Annotated in this window: 18 protein-coding genes and 2 pseudogenes; 12 read left to right on the top strand and 8 right to left on the bottom strand. The window is 75.5% G+C overall.

Going from position 1 to position 15,355, the window contains the following annotated elements; translation table 11 throughout:
* Positions 1-2: 2 nt before the first annotated feature.
* Together HUT16_RS15085 and HUT16_RS15080 are read right to left on the bottom strand one after the other, a co-directional pair.
* Positions 3-191 carry a DUF397 domain-containing protein gene (locus tag HUT16_RS15085; RefSeq protein ID WP_254897814.1) on the bottom strand — a complete coding sequence of 63 codons (189 nt, stop codon included), beginning with the start codon at positions 189-191 and terminating at the stop codon, positions 3-5.
* Positions 184-1,038, bottom strand: coding sequence for a helix-turn-helix transcriptional regulator (locus tag HUT16_RS15080; protein ID WP_176188693.1), 855 nt, complete (start codon positions 1,036-1,038; stop codon positions 184-186). The genes HUT16_RS15085 and HUT16_RS15080 overlap by 8 nt, the downstream gene beginning before the upstream one ends.
* Before the next feature lie 147 nt (positions 1,039-1,185).
* On the opposite strand from HUT16_RS15080, the gene HUT16_RS15075 reads away from it, so the two are divergent.
* From HUT16_RS15075 to HUT16_RS15050, 6 genes are all read left to right on the top strand, one after another.
* On the top strand, positions 1,186-1,431 hold the full coding sequence (locus HUT16_RS15075) for a hypothetical protein (RefSeq protein ID WP_176188692.1): 246 nt from the start codon (positions 1,186-1,188) through the stop codon (positions 1,429-1,431).
* A 16-nt stretch (positions 1,432-1,447) separates the two neighbouring features.
* Complete coding sequence (locus HUT16_RS15070; protein ID WP_176188691.1) at positions 1,448-1,759, top strand: hypothetical protein; 312 nt, start codon at positions 1,448-1,450, stop codon at positions 1,757-1,759.
* Positions 1,756-2,085 (top strand): hypothetical protein, encoded by a 330-nt coding sequence (locus tag HUT16_RS15065; RefSeq protein WP_176188690.1) that lies wholly within the window; start codon positions 1,756-1,758, stop codon positions 2,083-2,085. The genes HUT16_RS15070 and HUT16_RS15065 overlap by 4 nt, the downstream gene beginning before the upstream one ends.
* 269 nt (positions 2,086-2,354) lie before the next feature.
* Positions 2,355-2,648, top strand: a complete 294-nt coding sequence (locus tag HUT16_RS15060) for a hypothetical protein (RefSeq protein WP_176188689.1) — start codon at positions 2,355-2,357, stop codon at positions 2,646-2,648.
* Positions 2,649-2,794: 146 nt separating this feature from the next.
* Complete coding sequence (locus HUT16_RS15055) at positions 2,795-3,661, top strand: alpha/beta fold hydrolase (protein WP_176188688.1); 867 nt, start codon at positions 2,795-2,797, stop codon at positions 3,659-3,661.
* 71 nt (positions 3,662-3,732) lie between these two features.
* Positions 3,733-4,254, top strand: coding sequence for an SRPBCC family protein (locus HUT16_RS15050; protein WP_176188687.1), 522 nt, complete (start codon positions 3,733-3,735; stop codon positions 4,252-4,254).
* A 99-nt stretch (positions 4,255-4,353) separates the two neighbouring features.
* Here the strand turns inward: HUT16_RS15050 and HUT16_RS15045 are convergent, their stop codons facing one another.
* Together HUT16_RS15045 and HUT16_RS15040 are read right to left on the bottom strand one after the other, a co-directional pair.
* Positions 4,354-4,854 carry an RNA polymerase sigma factor gene (locus HUT16_RS15045; RefSeq protein ID WP_176188686.1) on the bottom strand — a complete coding sequence of 167 codons (501 nt, stop codon included), beginning with the start codon at positions 4,852-4,854 and terminating at the stop codon, positions 4,354-4,356.
* 72 nt (positions 4,855-4,926) lie between these two features.
* On the bottom strand, positions 4,927-5,697 hold the full coding sequence (locus HUT16_RS15040) for a TetR/AcrR family transcriptional regulator (RefSeq protein ID WP_176188685.1): 771 nt from the start codon (positions 5,695-5,697) through the stop codon (positions 4,927-4,929).
* Between the two features lie 307 nt (positions 5,698-6,004).
* Between HUT16_RS15040 and HUT16_RS15035 the strand changes: the two genes are divergently transcribed.
* A complete protein-coding gene (locus HUT16_RS15035; protein ID WP_176188684.1) occupies positions 6,005-6,610 on the top strand; it encodes an N-acetyltransferase in 606 nt (201 codons plus the stop codon).
* Here the strand turns inward: HUT16_RS15035 and HUT16_RS15030 are convergent.
* Positions 6,595-7,833: an MFS transporter gene (locus tag HUT16_RS15030; protein WP_254897813.1), complete on the bottom strand. Its 1,239-nt coding sequence runs from the start codon at positions 7,831-7,833 to the stop codon at positions 6,595-6,597. The genes HUT16_RS15035 and HUT16_RS15030 overlap by 16 nt on opposite strands.
* Before the next feature lie 116 nt (positions 7,834-7,949).
* Between HUT16_RS15030 and HUT16_RS15025 the strand changes: the two genes are divergently transcribed.
* The gene (locus HUT16_RS15025) at positions 7,950-8,915 is read left to right on the top strand and encodes a LysR family transcriptional regulator (RefSeq protein WP_176188682.1); all 966 of its coding nucleotides are present in this window, start codon (positions 7,950-7,952) and stop codon (positions 8,913-8,915) included.
* Positions 8,916-9,057: 142 nt separating this feature from the next.
* Here HUT16_RS15025 and HUT16_RS15020 read toward each other — a convergent pair whose 3' ends face one another.
* Positions 9,058-9,693: a YceI family protein gene (locus HUT16_RS15020; protein ID WP_176188681.1), complete on the bottom strand. Its 636-nt coding sequence runs from the start codon at positions 9,691-9,693 to the stop codon at positions 9,058-9,060.
* 210 nt (positions 9,694-9,903) lie between these two features.
* On the opposite strand from HUT16_RS15020, the pseudogene HUT16_RS15015 reads away from it, so the two are divergent.
* The 4 genes and pseudogenes from HUT16_RS15015 to HUT16_RS15005 all read left to right on the top strand — a co-directional run.
* Positions 9,904-10,151 (top strand): annotated as a pseudogene (locus HUT16_RS15015) (MoxR family ATPase); the annotation flags it as partial.
* A gap of 407 nt (positions 10,152-10,558) precedes the next feature.
* Positions 10,559-12,005, top strand: a pseudogene (locus tag HUT16_RS39745) (SNF2 helicase-associated domain-containing protein); the annotation flags it as partial.
* Positions 12,006-12,107: 102 nt separating this feature from the next.
* Positions 12,108-13,613: a DEAD/DEAH box helicase gene (locus tag HUT16_RS37385; protein WP_303392139.1), complete on the top strand. Its 1,506-nt coding sequence runs from the start codon at positions 12,108-12,110 to the stop codon at positions 13,611-13,613.
* 5 nt (positions 13,614-13,618) lie between these two features.
* Positions 13,619-13,774: a hypothetical protein gene (locus HUT16_RS15005; protein WP_176188680.1), complete on the top strand. Its 156-nt coding sequence runs from the start codon at positions 13,619-13,621 to the stop codon at positions 13,772-13,774.
* Between the two features lie 19 nt (positions 13,775-13,793).
* On the opposite strand, the gene HUT16_RS15000 is transcribed toward HUT16_RS15005, so the two are convergent.
* Together HUT16_RS15000 and HUT16_RS14995 are read right to left on the bottom strand one after the other, a co-directional pair.
* A complete protein-coding gene (locus tag HUT16_RS15000; protein WP_176188679.1) occupies positions 13,794-14,636 on the bottom strand; it encodes an alpha/beta fold hydrolase in 843 nt (280 codons plus the stop codon).
* A 54-nt stretch (positions 14,637-14,690) separates the two neighbouring features.
* Complete coding sequence (locus HUT16_RS14995; RefSeq protein WP_176188678.1) at positions 14,691-15,311, bottom strand: HAD family hydrolase; 621 nt, start codon at positions 15,309-15,311, stop codon at positions 14,691-14,693.
* Between the last annotated feature and the right edge of the window lie 44 nt (positions 15,312-15,355).

Genomic DNA, 15,355 nt, shown 5'->3' with positions numbered 1-15,355 from the left:
ACTCAGACGGTGCCGAACTCGCCTGCGGCGGCGGAGGAGACGAAGGCGGCCCAGGCGGCGGGGGTGAAGCGCAGGCGGGGCCCGGCCGGGTCCTTGGAGTCGCGGACGGTGCCGGGGTGGTTGGTGTCCACCTCGATGCAGGCGCCGCCGTCATCGTTGCTGTAGCTGCTCTTGACCCAGTTCTCAGGCATGCCGTCGGCGCGCATCCTCAGCGAATCCTTCCAAAGCGGAGCTGATCTTGGCCTCGGTACTCCTCGGCGAGAGGGACTGGGCCCGCAACAGATCGTAGTCCTTCCTACGACTCACAACTGTCTCTGTGTCATCGTGCAAACGCCCCCATCGATCACCCTCCTCGTAGGCGGCCATCGATCCATCGGGCGAAGTGAGCATGATGAGCGAGGAGCCGCTCATCCGTGAGTGCACACCAGCGCTGAACGGCAGCACCTGCACCGTCACATTGCGGCGCCGACCAGCGGCCAGCAGTGCAGAGAGCTGTTCCACCATTACCTCCGGCCCGGCAATGGGACGTTGCAGCGCGGCCTCGTCGATGATGAACCAGTACTCGCACACCGCTGGTTCGGTGCGGAGCCGTTCCTGCTGTCCGAGTCGGGCGGTCAGCCAGCTCTCGATCTCCTCGTCCGACGCCCGGGACCCGCTCCCGTGCATGATCGCCCTGATCACCCGTTCGGTCTGGAGCAGGCCCGGGAACGACAGCGAGTACGAGGCGTGTTCCACCGCGCGGCTGTTGAGCTTGTGGAACGTGCTGTATTTGTCGGGGAACGGCTCCCGCTTCGCCAGCTCGTAGAGGCGGCAGAACAGTCCGTTCGTCCCGAAGACCATGTCCAGTTTCTCCGACAGGCCCTCCGGAGGCTTGGACGCTCCGCTCTCGATCCGGGACAGGTGCGCCTTGGAGAACTTGATGATGTTCCCCAGGCTCTCCAACGACATGTCGTTGTTCGCCCGGTGGAGGCGGATCTCGGCGCCGTAGAAGTGTCGGGGCGAGAGATTCGGCTGAAGGTCGCGTTCTTGCCAGCCCATCCGTCCAGCCTCCTTCGTGTTCCGCGCCCGCATCCGCGCAGGTCCGCAACGCGGCGCTCCTTGTTCAGGGTAGTGCCGCTCGGCAAGGCTTGAGGCACAGAAAGTGACCATTGCCAAGGTCAGCCGCCGTGCGAGGCAAGGATCGTGATGACCAGTCAGCAAAGCTCTGCCGCCCCGCCGGGGGTGGGCCTGCCCCTCCCCGGTGCCGCGCCCGGCGATCCGACTGCCCGGTTGACCATCCGGGTCTACACCGTGCGGGCCGACGGCAGTCGGGTGCAGGTCTCCTCCTGCGCCTTCGACGAGGACCTCGTCCTGCCGCTGGTCTCGGCGCTGACCTGGCCGGCCTGTGCGTGTCCGCGCTGTACCCCTGCCGCCCGTGACACTGCGGCCTGACCCCGAGGGGACCGAAGTGCTGTACACCGGACAGTCGTTGGAGGCCGCCGACACCCTCCGGCGCTTCCTCCGTGACGGATTCACCCGGGCCGAACAGGCCGCCGACCTGCTGGAGCTGGCCTTCCGCGCCGCCCGCCTCGACCCGCCGCCCGGGCTCTCGCCCGTCTACCGCGACGACATCGCCCCCGAGCACGGCGCCGTCGCGCTCGGCTGCGCGGGACTGCCCTGGGTCCAGCGCACCGCCGAAGCGCTCCTCGAACTCGCCTGTCTCCGAGGCGAATTGCACCTTCCCCAGCAGCCCTCTGCCCGCAAGGCGGTACAGCCGTGACCGACAACGACCCGCAGCGGCGCGCCTGGCGCCTCGCCGAGCAGCTCTCCCTCGCCGGCGGCGGTGACGCCAAGCTCACCACCACCCCCACCGGCTACCGCATCGAGCTCGCGATCCTCCGTCCCCACGGCGCCGACGACCACCGGGCCGTCCTGGACGCCCTCGCCCTCGGCGACCGCTGGGGACACCGCTACTCCCCGCCCTCCCGCAACGACGGCACCGCCCGCGAAACCGTCTGGAGCGAGATCCACACCGACCCGCCCCCGGAAGCCACCGAGGCCCGTGCTCACCGACCTGACGGCAGCCGTGCCGGGGAGGGGGGCTGAACCCGCTCGTCCACCCGTGGTGCTGAACGCGGCGAACGCCCAAGGTTCCACGTCCGGAGAAGAGGGGAACGACATGGCGCACGATCTGATCGCGGCTCCGTTCCTGGGGGCCCACGTCGTCTTGCAGCCGGGCCGAAATCCCGTGTCCACCGATCGAGTTGAGGCGGGCCGAACAGTGCGTGGCCCGGTACGCGGGGCGGCCGGCGGACCTCGGCCATTTCGCCGGGGACGCGCTGCTTCACACCGACTGGCACGACACGAACGTCCTCGTGGCCGGTCGGCAGGCCCGACTCGTCGACTGGGCCTGGGCCACCAGGGGGGCTCCATGGCTGGACGCCGCGTACTGGGCGCTCTGGCTCATCGCGTTCGGGCACGGACCCGCCTCGGCCGAGGGGTGGGCGTCCCGCGTTCCCGGGTGGCAGGCGGCTTCCGCAGCGGGGGTGGACGCGTTCGCCGTGGCCAACGCCCGGATGTGGGAAGAGATCGGCGGGGGCGACCCGGATGCGTGGACGGCCCGGATGATCGGTGCCGCGTGCGCCTGGCGCGACCACCGGAAGGCGTGACGGGGGCCGGGCGATTCCTGTGGTGCACGTCACGCGGGGGTGGGGGAGTGCGGGGGCGGGGCGGCTCCTCTTCCCGGCAGGACGTTCGACGGAACCGACCGGGGAGAGAACCGATGACACGTCAATTGATGCCGTCACAACGACCGTTGCCCGAGCTCGCGGGAGTGCGGCACGGCACGGCCGAGGTGGGCGGCCTGCGCCTGCACTACGCCGAGGCAGGGCCCGCCGACGCCCCGCCGGTCGTCCTGGTGCACGGCTTCCCGCAGCACTGGTTCGCCTGGCGGCGGGTGGTGCCGCTGCTGGCCGGGGACTTCCGGCTGCTCTGCCCGGACATGCCGGGCTTCGGCTGGTCCGAGGGTGCGCCCGGGCGCTGGTCGACCGAGGCGCGGGCGGCCGACCTGGTGGGCTTCCTCGACGCGCTGGAGCTGGACTCGGCGTTCCTGGTCGCCCACGACTGGGGCGCCTGGGCCGGGTACCTGGCCTGCGCCCGCCGACCCGAACGCTTCGACGGGTACCTGGCGTTGAACATGGTCCACCTCTGGCCGCAGCGCCGCGCCACCCTCGGCAGCGCCTGGCGCTTCTGGTACACGCTCGCCCTGGAGTGGCCGCCGCTCGGCCGCGCCGTGCTGCGCCACTGGCCCGCCTTCACCCGCTTCCTGCTGCGCCGCGGCCCGGCCGACCGCTCCGCACTCACCGCCGCGGAGGTCGCCGAGTTCGCGGAGGCCGCGCGGGTGCCGCTGGCGGCGCTGGCGGGGGAGTCCGTCCACCGGGCCTTCGTCGCCCGGGACCTCGCCGCCCTGCGCCGCGCGGAGTTCCACGCCCTGCGGCTGCGGACGCCCACGCTCGCCCTCACCGGCGAGCACGACCCGGTGATCCCGCCCCGGCTCCTCGCGGGCGGTACGGAGTTCTGCGACGACCTGCGGGTCGAGACCGTCCCGGGCGCCGGGCACCAACTGCCGGAGGAACGGCCCGAACTGGTCGCCGAACGGGTCAGGCAGCTGTTCCCGCGCTGACGGGGAGGGGGCCGGACGGCGCCGGATAGCCTGGGGGCGTTCCGGCGCCGATCAGTCAAGGAGTCGCGGCCGTGCCCGAATCGAGCGGTACCACCTGGCCGACGGCCGAGCTCGGACCGCTGCGCCGGCTGCGGGTGATCGCCTCGACGGCGAGGAACCCGGTCTGCGCCACCCGCCGGTTCGACGTCCCCCCGGAGCGGCTGTGGGAGGTCGTCTCCGATCTGGAGCGCGAACTCCCGCAACTCCTGCCCGGCGTACGGTCGTTCACCCCGGAGGCCGGAGAGCGGCCGGACGATGGCGCGGTGGGCGGCGCGGCGGGCGGGCGGTTCCGGGCCGTCGCGGTCAGCAGGCTCGGCCACCGGGAGACCTTCGAGGTGCTGCTCGCCCCGGGCTGGTGCCTGATGCAGAGCCGGGTGCTGCTGGGCGCGATGGCCGCCGAACCCGAGGACGGCGGCACCCGGTTCGGCTACCTGAGCGCCTTCCGGCTCCCCGGTGGCGGCGCCCTGCAGGCGCTGCGCCGGCCGGGCGCGGGGGCGCGCAGCGAAGCGCTCCTGGACCGGCTCGGCGCGCGGATCGCGGCCCGCCGGGCCTGAGGCCGGGGAGGGCGGAGCAGGGAGGTCAGGAGGGTAGAGCAGGAATACCAGGGAGGTCAGGGAGGTCAGAAGCGCAGCGCGGGGGGAGGTCGGGCGGGTTCACTCCCAGGCACGCCGGAAGGCCGCCCTGGCCCGGAAGAGCCTCGACCTGACCGTCCCCACCGGCACGTCGAGCAGCCGGGCCACCTCCTGCTCGTCCAGCCCCTCCAGGTGCCGCAGCACCAGCACCGCGCGCTGCTGCGGGCCGAGCCGCCGCAGCACGTCCGCCACGTCGCCCGCGAGCGCCGCGTCCCCGTCCGCGGGAACGTCCGCCAGGTCGGGCACGGCGACCTCCCGCCGGTGCTGCCGGGCGACCCGCACCGCCTCGCGCACGGCGATGACGCGCACCCACCCGTACAGCGCCTCCGGCGTCCGCAGCCCGTGCAGGCCGCGGAACACCGCGACGAACACCTCCTGCATCGCGTCCGGGGCGTGTTCCAGGGCCACCGAGGCGCAGATCCGCCCGACGTACGGGGTCAGTTCGGTGATCAACGCGTCCATGGCGAACACGTCGCCCTGCTGGGCCGCCACCACCAGCCGGGACGTCTCCTCGTCCCTCATCCGCGCCCCCGCCCGTGTCCGTCCCCCTGCCGGGGACCCTACTCGACGGGGGCCCTCACTCGGCGGCGATCTTCACTTGACGATGGTCTTGCCGATGCTGGGGAGCACGAAGTCCTGGATCAGGCCCTTGGCGTCGCGGACCAGGGGACGGAAGACCCGGTAGCGGGAGAGGTTGATCAGCCGGGCCACCAGGGGGGTGGAGCGGCGGACGAACTCGCGGGTGCGCTCGGTGTCGGGGGTGCGGTCGAAGACCCAGTAGAGGACGACGATCATCAGGTGCAGCCAGAGCACGTCCGGGAGCAGGTCGACCAGTTCGGCGTCCAGCTTGGGGGCGAGCTCGGAGCCCTGGAGGACCTCGCGGAAGAGCTCGACGGCGGTGGCCCGGGCGGGGTGGGACTCGTTGGAGAAGGGGCTGAGCGAGCTGGTCGGGTCGGCGGCGGTGCGGAAGAACTGGGCGGAGAACTCGTGGTACGGGGCGGCGGTGTCGATCCAGGAGTCGATCGCGATCTGGAGGCGCTCGGCGAAGTCCCGGGTGTGCGCCATCCGGGCCTTGGCGTCGGCGGCGTGCTCGTAGGTCATCTGGTCGTAGAAGCCCTGGATCAGGAACTCCTTGGCCGAGAAGTAGTAGTAGGCGCTGCCGACCGAGACGCCCGCCTCGGCGGCGATCGCCCGCATGGTGGTCTTCTCGTAGCCGCGCTCCTGGAACATCCGCATCGCGGTCTCCAGGATCAGCGCGCGGGTGGCCTCGCTCTTGTCGGTCTTCGGCTGGGCCCGGCCGCCCGCCAGCTCGCCGGACCCGGGCGGGCCGGGTGCCTGCTCCGTGCTGTCGTTCGCGTTCTCCACGCCGCCCGACCCTACCGGGCGCTGATGAGTCCGCTCCTGGCCGCTACCTGACACCTCGCCCCGCCTGATTCGCTTCCGTCCCGGTCGTCTACCCGTCCGAGCCTAGCCCGGACCGGGACAACTCCGGACCGGGAGGGCGAATCGGAACCGGACGGCTCCCCCTCCGGCCGCCGGGAACAGGTTTTCGAACGCGTTCAGGAACCTGTCGGGACGACTCTAGGGCACCGGTTCGGACACGCTCAACCCCGGAGCGTGGAAAGCCGGGCAGGGATGCGGGCGGTCGCGGGAGGTGTGGAAGGCTGGACGGATGCCCGCCCCCGACCACCGCCCGCTCCCGTCCACAGCGCCCCCGCCCGCAGCGTCCCCGCTCCCGCCCGCAGCGTCACTGCCCGCAGCGTCCCCGCCCGTCCTGCGCGAGGGCACCGCCGCGGACGCCGCCGCCGTCGCCCGGCTGCACGCCGCCAGCCGCCGCGCCGCGTACGCCCACCTGGTGCCGGAGCGGGTGCTCGACGCGGAGGACGCCCAGCAGGAGATGCTCTGGACGCTGCGGCTGGAGGCCGACTACGGGACGCCCGCCGACACCCCCGTCCTGCTGCTCGCCGAGGAGCCCGGACGAGACCCCGGGGCCGGGCGGGCCCTCGTCGGCTTCGCCCACCTGGTGCCGGACGGCGGCGAAGTCCGGCTGGAGCAGCTGCACGTCCGCCCCGACCGCACCGGTGGCGGGATCGGCACCCGGCTGCTGCGCGCCGCCCTGGACCGCTTCCCCGACGTGCCCGTCCGGCTGGACGTGCTGGCCGCCAACCGGCGCGCCGTCGCGTTCTACGAGCGGCACGGCGCCCGCCGGCTCGGCCGCGGCACCGCGCACTTCGCGGACGGGACGCGGCTGCCCGAGTACGTCTACGGCTGGCGCTGACCCGCCGTCGGCCCGCCCCGCGGGCCGGGCTCCACCCCGCGGGCCAGGCGGACGGACGCCGGCAGCGCGAGCGCGGCGGCGCAGCACGGCAGCAGGTAGCCGGTGCCCGGCGCGCAGTGCTGGGCGAGCGTGCCGCCGAGCGCCGCACCCGTGGAGATGCCGACCAGGATGGCCGCGACCGCCATCGCCATCCCCTCGGTCAACCGGTGGGCGGGCAGCAGCCGTTGGGCCAGCGTCATGCCGCTGACCATGGTCGGCGCGGTGCCCGACCCGGCCGCCAGCAGCGCCGCGCCCAGCGGCAGCACGCCCGCCCCGGCCAGGCCCGCCGACAGCGGCAGCAGCATCAGGGCGGTCATCGCGCCGGTGCCCAGCGCCAGCCGCACCGCCGCCGGGCGACGCGGTCGGACCGCGCCGAACACCAGCCCCGAGGCGCACGACCCGGCCGCGACCAGGGCCAGCAGCCCGCCGCCCGCCGACTGCCGGCCGAGTGCGTCGGTGTACGCGAGCGTGGTCACCTCCAGCGAGCCGAACAGCACCCCGGCGGCCAGGAACACCGCCAGCAGCGGCCGGAGGCCGGGCGTCCGGAGCAGCCCCCCGGTGCGCCCGGGGCGGTGCGGCGGCAGCGGTGGCTCGGTGGCGCGCTGGGCGGCGAACAGCAGGGTGCCCGCGGTGCCCAGCACCCGCGCGGCGAGCAGCCCGGCCTCGGGGAAGGCGGCGGTGCACAGGACCATGCCGAGCACCGGTCCGGCCATGAAGCACAGCTCGTCCAGCGACTGCTCCAGCGCGTTGGCCCGGTGCAGCACGGCCGGGTCGGCGCGGTGCAGGTGCGCCCAGCGGGCCCGGGCCAGGCCGCCCAGGTCGGGGCTGCTGCCGGACAGCGCCCAGCACAGGAAGAGCGTCCAGGCGGGCGCGCCGGAGCGGACGCACAGCAGCAGCGCCCCCGTCGGCAGCGCGCCGGCCAGCACCGCGGGCACCGCGACCCGGGACTGCCCGAGCCGGTCGACCAGTCGTCCCAGCAGCGGCAGCAGGACCGCGCCGGCCAGCACCCCGACCGCGGAGACCGCCCCGGCCAGCGCGTACGAGCCGCGCCGGTCGGCGACCAGCACCACGACGCAGACGCCGTTCATCGCCAGGGCGAGCCGGCCGAGCAGCCCGGACAGCGTGAAGGCCAGGGTGCCGGGTGCGGCGAACACCGGGCGGTAGCGGGCGAGCGGCAGCGACAAGGAGGGGCTCCGAGCTCCGAGGGGTGGGGGGAGCCTCCAGCCTCGGGGCGGGGGAGCGGCGGCGTCCAACACCCGCTCCGCCGCATTCACCGCTTCCCGTTGTTAATCTTCCGGGCGTGCCCCGCGACCTCCACCCCCGCCTGCTGCGCAGCTTCGCCGCCGTCGCCGAGACGCTGCACTTCGGCCGCGCCGCCGAGCGGCTGCACCTGGCCCAGCAGGCCGTCAGCCGCGACGTCCAGGCGCTGGAACGGGAGTTGGGCTGCGTGCTGCTGCACCGCTCCACCCGCAGCGTGGAGTTGACCGAGGCGGGCGCGGCGCTGCTCCCGAAGGCGCGCCAACTGCTGGAACTCCAGGCGGAGATCACCGCGCTGGGCGACACCCGGGCGCTGCTGGTCGACCTCAACAGCCAGGACTGGGGGCCGGACCACGCCGCCGAACGGGTGCTCGCCGCGGCCCGCCGCCGCTGCCCGGAGGCCGAACTGCTGGCCCGCTACCTGGGCGGACTCACCTCCGCCGCAAGGGAGTTGGCCGCCCACCGGCTGGACGCCTCGTTCGGCCGGTACGCCGGGCTGCCCGCCGCCGACCGGGCCCGGCTGGCCCACCTGCCGGTCCGGCTGGAGCCGATGGCGCTCTTCCTGCCGCCGGACCACCCGCTGGCCGCGCTGCCCGCCGTCCCGCTGGCCGCGCTGGCCGGGCACCGGGTGGACGTGTTCGCCGGGCAGCCCGCCACCGCCGAGTGGACCGACCTGGGCCTGCGGCTGCTGGGCGCGCACGGGCTGGCGGCCGCGCCCGGTCGCACCCCGCCGGTCGGCGCCGCCGAGTTCGCCCGCTACCTGGCCCGGCACGGCGACCCGGTGCTGACCGCCGCCGGGGCGCGGGACCTCCCGGGCGGGGTGGTCCGGCCGCTGGTCGACCCGGTGCCGCTCAGCCTGGTCGGCCTGGTGCACCGGCCGGGCGGCCGCCACCCGGGGCTGGCCGCGCTGCGTGCCTGCGCGGGTGAACTGGCCGCCGCCGAGGGCTGGTTGCGCCGCCCGCCGGGCAGTTGGCTGCCGGCCGAGGACGCGGCGCTGCTGTCCGTCTGAGGGGGCGCTGTTCGGCCGAGGGGCCGTGGCGCTGCGGTCCGGCGGGCGTCGACGGGCGGCTCCGGGAACGGCGGCGCCCCCGCCGAGGGGGACGGCGGGGGCGGTACCGGGGAGGCCGGACGGGCGGCCGGGACGGGCGGGTTCAGGAGGCTCGCACGGCGGAGACGTCCAGCGTCAGCTTGACCTTCTCGCCGATCAGCACGCCGCCGGTCTCCAGCGCGGCGTTGTAGGTCAGGCCCCAGGCGGTGCGGTCGACGCTGGTGCCGCCCTCGAAGCCGACCCGGTCGGCGCCGTACACGTCGGTCGCCGCGCCGGTGAACTCCAGGTCGAGGGCGACCGGGCGGGTGGTGCCCTTGATGGTCAGGTCGCCGTGCAGGCGGTAGGTGTCGCCCTCGACCCGCTCGGCGGAGGTCGACCGGAAGGTGATCTCCGGGTACGCGGCGGCGTCGAAGAAGTCACCGGTGCGCAGGTGCTCGTCGCGCTGGGCCTGGCCGGTGCTGATCGAGGCGACCTTGATCACCAGCTCGGCGGTGGACGCGGCCGGGTTGCCGCCGTCCAGGTACAGCTTGCCCTCGTACTCGGCGAACTCGCCGCGGACGTTGGTGACCATCGCGTGCCGGACCGCGAAGCCGATCTTGGAGTGGGCGGCGTCGATGGTGTAGTCGCCGGTCAGGTGGGCCAGGTCCGGGCCCTGGGCCTCGGTGGCGGCGGCCGGAGCGGCAGTGGTGGCGGCGGTGGCGGTGGCGGCGGTGTTCTTGCTGCGGTTGAAGATGCCCATGACTTCTCTCCTCGGGACGGGGGCCGAAGCCATTTGTTGAGGCTTCAACTTGTTCACGCGGTTCACCGTACGCCGATCTGGTTCAACTTTCAACCATGAAGTTGAAAGTTGTCCGAAACCTCTCCGGCGGCCGCGCCGCGGAAAACCGGGTGCGCCCGCCCGCCGCGCCCTCCACACCGGCCGCCGGACCCCAGAAATCCCCTCGCCGAGTCGCTCGGCCTGGAGTGCGTCTCGCTGCTCGGCACCCAGCTCGCCCCCGAGGACCTGATCGGCGCCCCGCAGATCACCCCCGAGGGCCGCTCCCGGTTCTGCCCGCCCGGGACCATCGCCCGCGACCAGCCCTACTGCCTGTTCCTGGACGAGCTGAACCGCCGCCACTTCCGATGCCCTCCGCGCTGGTCAACCGCCTGGTCCACGGCCACCTGCGGGCCAGCTCCGACGACTGGCTCGGCTGGGCCGCCGGGCACGTCCCGCACCCCGAACCGCTGCGCTCCTACGCCCGCCCCTTCCGCCGCCAGTCCGCCAGCCCCGACATTCCGCGCGGCGCGACGCTGCCGTTCACGGCGCGCGGGCCGGTCTTCCACGTCAGCTGAGCGCCCCGTCAGGGGCTCGGGGAACGGCGAGGCCCGGGCTGCTGGCGGTGCACTGCCGTGGCGCGCAGCTGCTTCGGGTTCTTGTCACTGCACGCAGCAGCCCCGACCTCCGATGGGCTCCGGCCACCAGCAGCACGGACCCGCCGTTCCCCGGGCCCCTGGTGGTGCATGCTCGTCTGCCGACAGTTCCCCGGGCCCCTGAATGCGTGCCGCCGGGCCCCTGGTCGCGCATCTACCCTGGAAGGTCCTTGCGCCCGATCCCCGGAGGCCCGATGTACGTCCTGCACGCCCAGTGGCGGGTCGACGGCCGGCTCGGGGTGTGGGCGGAGGACGCCGGGGCGTTCGGCGGGCGGCGGGTGGAGGGCGCGCGGCACCCGTACGCCTGCCCGGCGGGCGAGGTCGCGGCGCTGCTGGCCGCCGTCGGGCCCGGCCCGGCCTGGCTGGCCGAGCGCGGGGACGAGCGGTGGCTGACGCTGCGGCTGCCGACGCTCGGCTCGCGGCCCACCCCCTCGCCCGACCTCCCGGTCGGCTCCACCGCCCGCGGCCCGGAGCTGCGGCCGTGGCGGATCCCGGCGCTGCTGTTCGACCGGGCCGAGGCCGCGCAACTGCTCGGCGAACTGTTCGACCCGCACTGGCCCGGCACCACCGTCGAACTGCCCGGCGGCCGGACGGCGGAACTCGCGTACGGGGCGTCGCTGCGCTGGCTGACCGGCGTGCACGACCTGGCCTGGCGGCTGGCCGGGCGCGGCCGGGTGCTGCCCGCGCTGGTCGCGGAGCCCGCCGGGTGGGCCGCCCGCTGGCGGCCCGCGCACGCGCCGGACACCCGCCNGGGGCGCTCGCGCTGGCGGCCGGCTGCCCGCCGGTCGCCCGCGCCGAGGACGGCCACGAACCCACCGGCAGTGCTCTGCTCGACACCGTGCTGGACGCCCTCACCGACCACGAGACCCGGGTCGCCCTGGCCGACGGCCCCCCGCCCGCCCCGGCGGCCCGGCCTGGCTCGCCGCCCTGCACGGCCCCGACGGCCGGCTGCCCGCCCGCCCGACCCCGCCCAGGTCGCCCGCCTCGCCGCCGACGCCGCCGGCACCGCGCCCCTCGGCCGGCTCCGGCTCGCCTTCCGCCTCGCCGAACCGCTCGGCACCGCCGCCGACGACCCGGACGCCACCGTCCCGGACGAGAACTGGCGGCTGGACGTGCTGCTCGGCCCCGTCGACCGGCCCTCGCTGCTGCTGCCCGCCGCCGAACTCTGGTCCGGCGGCCCCGGCGCCGCCGCCCTGGCCCGGACGGTCGACGACCCGGTCGAGGCGTACCTCGCCGAACTGGACCGCGCCGCCCGCCTGCTGCCCGGCCTGCGGGCCGCCCTGCACCGCACCCGCCCCACCGGCCTCGACCTCGACCGGGCCGGCGCGCTCGCCTTCCTGCGCGACAGCGCCCCCGCGCTCACCGCCGCCGGCCACCGCGTCCTGCTGCCCGCCTGGTGGCAGCGCCGCCCGGCTCGGCCTCGCCGCCACCGGCGGCACCGCCGCCGCCCCCGGCTCCGTCCGGCGCGCCGCCCAGGCCGACCGGGACGCCGTCCTGGACTTCCGCTGGCAGCTCGCCGTCGGCGAACAGCCGCTCACCCAGCAGGAGTTGGACGAACTCGCGGCCGCCCAGGCAGGCCTGGTCCGGTTCCGCGGCCAGTGGATCGAGGTGGACGCCGGACAGCTCGCCGCCGCCCTGCGCTTCCTCGCCGACCGCCGCGACGACCCGCAGCTGGACGCCGCCGCCCTGCTCCGCCTGGCCGTCACCGACGGCGCCGTCGTCGACGGCCTCCCGGTCACCGCCGTGCAGGCCGGGGGCCCGCTCGGCGACCTGCTGTCCGGCCGCCTCGGCCGGCTCCCCGGCGCCCGCCGCACCCCGCCCCCGCCCGGCTTCACCGGCACCCTCCGCCCCTACCAGGAACGCGGCCTGGCCTGGCTGGACGCCCTCGGCCGGCTCGGCCTCGGCGCCGTCCTCGCCGACGACATGGGCCTCGGCAAGACCGTCCAGACCCTCGCCCTGCTCGCCCTCGAACACGCCCGCGGCGCCCGCGGCCCCGTCCTGCTGGTCTGCCCCACCTCGCTCGTCGGCAACTGGCGCCGCGAGGCCGCCCGCTTCGCCCCCCGGCTGCGCGTCCAGCTCCACCACGGCCCCGACCGCACCGCCCCCGACCCCGCCGCCGACCTGGTGATCACCACCTACGGCATCCTCCAGCGCGACGCCGCCGAACTGCGCGCCGTGCACTGGCGGCGGGTCGTCGCCGACGAGGCCCAGCACGCCAAGAACCGCGCCGCCCGACAGTCCCGCGCCCTGCGCTCCCTGCGCTCCGGCCCCCGGATCGCCCTCACCGGCACCCCCGTCGAGAACCGCCTCGCCGAACTCCACACCGTCCTCGACTTCGCCAACCCCGGCCTGTTCGGCACCCCCGAGTCCTTCCGCGAGCACTACGCCGTCCCGATCGAGCAGTCCGGCAACCGGGACGTCGCCGCGCAACTCCAGCGGCTCACCGCGCCGTTCCTGCTGCGCCGCCTCAAGAGCGACCCGGAGATCGGCCAACAGCTGCCCGCCAAACAGGAGTTCACCGTCCGCTGCAACCTCACCCCCGAACAGGCCGGCCTCTACCAGGCGGTCGTCGCCGACCTGCTCGGCCGCCTCGGCGGCATCCGCGGCGTCGAACGCAAGGGCGCGGTGCTGGCCGCCCTCGGCCGGCTCAAGCAGGTCTGCAACCACCCCGCCCAACTCCTGCGCGACACCTCGTCGTTGGGCGGCCGGTCCGGCAAGGTCGAACGCCTGGTCGCGCTGCTCCGGGAGGCCCTCGCGGAGGGTGACCGCGCCCTCGTCTTCACCCAGTACGCCGAGTTCGGCGCGATGCTCCAGCCCCACCTGCGCCGCCGCCTCGGCACCCCCGTCCTCCACCTGCACGGCGGCCTCGGCGCGGCGCGCCGCCAGGAACTCGTCGACCGCTTCCAGTCCCCGGACGGGCCAGGGGTGTTCCTGCTCTCGCTGAAGGCCGGCGGCACCGGCCTCAACCTCACCGCCGCCAACCAGGTCGTCCACCTCGACCGCTGGTGGAACCCGGCCGCCGAGGACCAGGCCACCGACCGCGCCCACCGGATCGGCCAGCACCGCGACGTCCAGGTCCGCAAGCTGGTGTGCACCGGCACGGTCGAGGAGCGCATCGCCGAACTCATCGACACCAAGCGCGAACTGGCCGGATCGGTGGTCGGCGCGGGCGAGAGCTGGCTCACCGAACTCCCGACCGAACGGCTCCGCGAACTGCTCACCCTCTCCGCCGAAGCCACCGGGATCTGACCGCCGTGGACCAGCCGATCGACCAGTGCCTCGACACCTTCTGGCAGGGCGAGTTCACCCTCCGCCCGCCGCCGCCCGACCCGCCCGCCCCCGACCTGCCCGACCTCGCCCCCGACCTGGCGGCCCTCCTCGCCCCGCTCTACCGGCACCTGACCGGGTAGCGCACGCGGCGCGGGCCCCTCACACGGCGTCGATGAACTCGCCGACCAGCGCGGCGAATGCGGCCGGCGCCTCCACCCACGGCCGGTGCCCCACCCCCGGCAGGACGGCGAGCCGGGCGTCCGGGTGGAGGGCGGCGGCCAGCCGCGCCGGGGCGGTGCCGATCATCCCGTCCCGCTCGCCCGCCACCACCAGCACCGGCATCGGCACCGGCACCGGCCGGGCCTGGTCCGTGGCCGTGCCCGTGCCCGCGTAGAAGGCCTCCCGCATCCAGGTCGCGGCCGGGGCCGGCGCCGGGTCGAACGCCGCCGCGCGGGCCCTGTCGTTCCAACTGCCCCAGAAGAACGGGGTGATCCGCCGGACCAGCTCCGCCGTGGCGCCCGCGCCGTCGGCCAGCAGGGCGTCCGCCTCGGCCGCGTCCGGGTACCAGGGCTCCGCCGACCGGGCCGCCCTGATCGCGGCCAGCTCCGCCGCGTCCGGCTCCCGGGCCGCCCGCCCGACCGGGGTGACCAGCACCAACGACCGTACCCGGTGCGGGAATGCGGCGGCGTAGCGCTGTGCGGTGAGCGCCCCCGCCGAGTGGCCGAGCAGGTCGACGCGCTCCACCCCGAGGTGCTCCCGCAGGGCCTCCACGTCCGCGGCCTGGGCGTGGAACGCGCAGCTCGCCCGGTCCGCGGGGGCCGCCGAACGGCCGCAGCCCCGCGGGTCGAACCGGACCAGCTGCCGGCCGGCGTCCAGCCCGCCGAGGTCACCCAGGTAGCGGGCGTCCATGCCCGGGCCGCCGGGGATCGCCACCAGCGGTGCGCCGTCGCCCAGCCGCTCGTAGTGCAGGGCGGTCCCGTCGTACCCGTGGAAGATCGTCATGGCCCGGATGGTGGCACGACCCGGCCGGGCGCGGCGGGCAATTCCACCGGGCGGTCAGCCCAGCAGGCCGTGGCCGTCGAGCACCGCCCGCAGCCCGTCCGCCCCGGCGTGCCGGTGGCCGTGCATGCCGAGGGCCGTCGCGGCGGCGACGTTCCCGGCCGAGTCGTCGACGAACAGGCAGCGCTCCACCGGGACGCCGGCCAGCCCGGCGGCCGCCAGGTACACCCGGGGGTCGGGCTTGGCGTGTCCGAACCGGGCGGTGTTCAGCACGGCGTCCACGGCGGTGTCCAGCCCGCACGCGGCGAGGTCGGCCTCCAGCCGGGTCGTCCCGTTGGACACCAGCACCACCGGGACGCCGCCCCGCCGCACCCCGGCGACCAGCGCCAGCACGTCCGCGTCCACCCGGGACGGCTGTCGGCCCCAGGCCGCCACCGCCGCCCGCGCGGCCGCCGCCGACCCGCACGCCGCGACCAGGTCCGCCGCGACCGCCGCCCGCCACTGCTCGTCACTGACCAGCCCGGTCACCGCGGGCAGCAGCCGCTCCGGCCGGAACGCCGCCGCGCCGACCGTCCCCGGCGGCAGCCCCCGCGCCAGGTCGACCTCCGTCAGGTCCGCCCAGATCCGCAGCACCCCGTCCAGGTCGCACAGCACCGCCCCGACCCGCCGCTCCGCCATCCCGCCCAGCCCCCTCGGTCCGCCCGGCCGGCCGACTCCCGCCC

The organism is Kitasatospora sp. NA04385, assembly GCF_013364235.1.
Lineage (GTDB): Bacteria > Actinomycetota > Actinomycetes > Streptomycetales > Streptomycetaceae > Kitasatospora.
The sequence above is the reverse complement of the archived record's forward strand: the minus strand, read 5'-3'. Positions and strand labels throughout refer to the sequence as shown.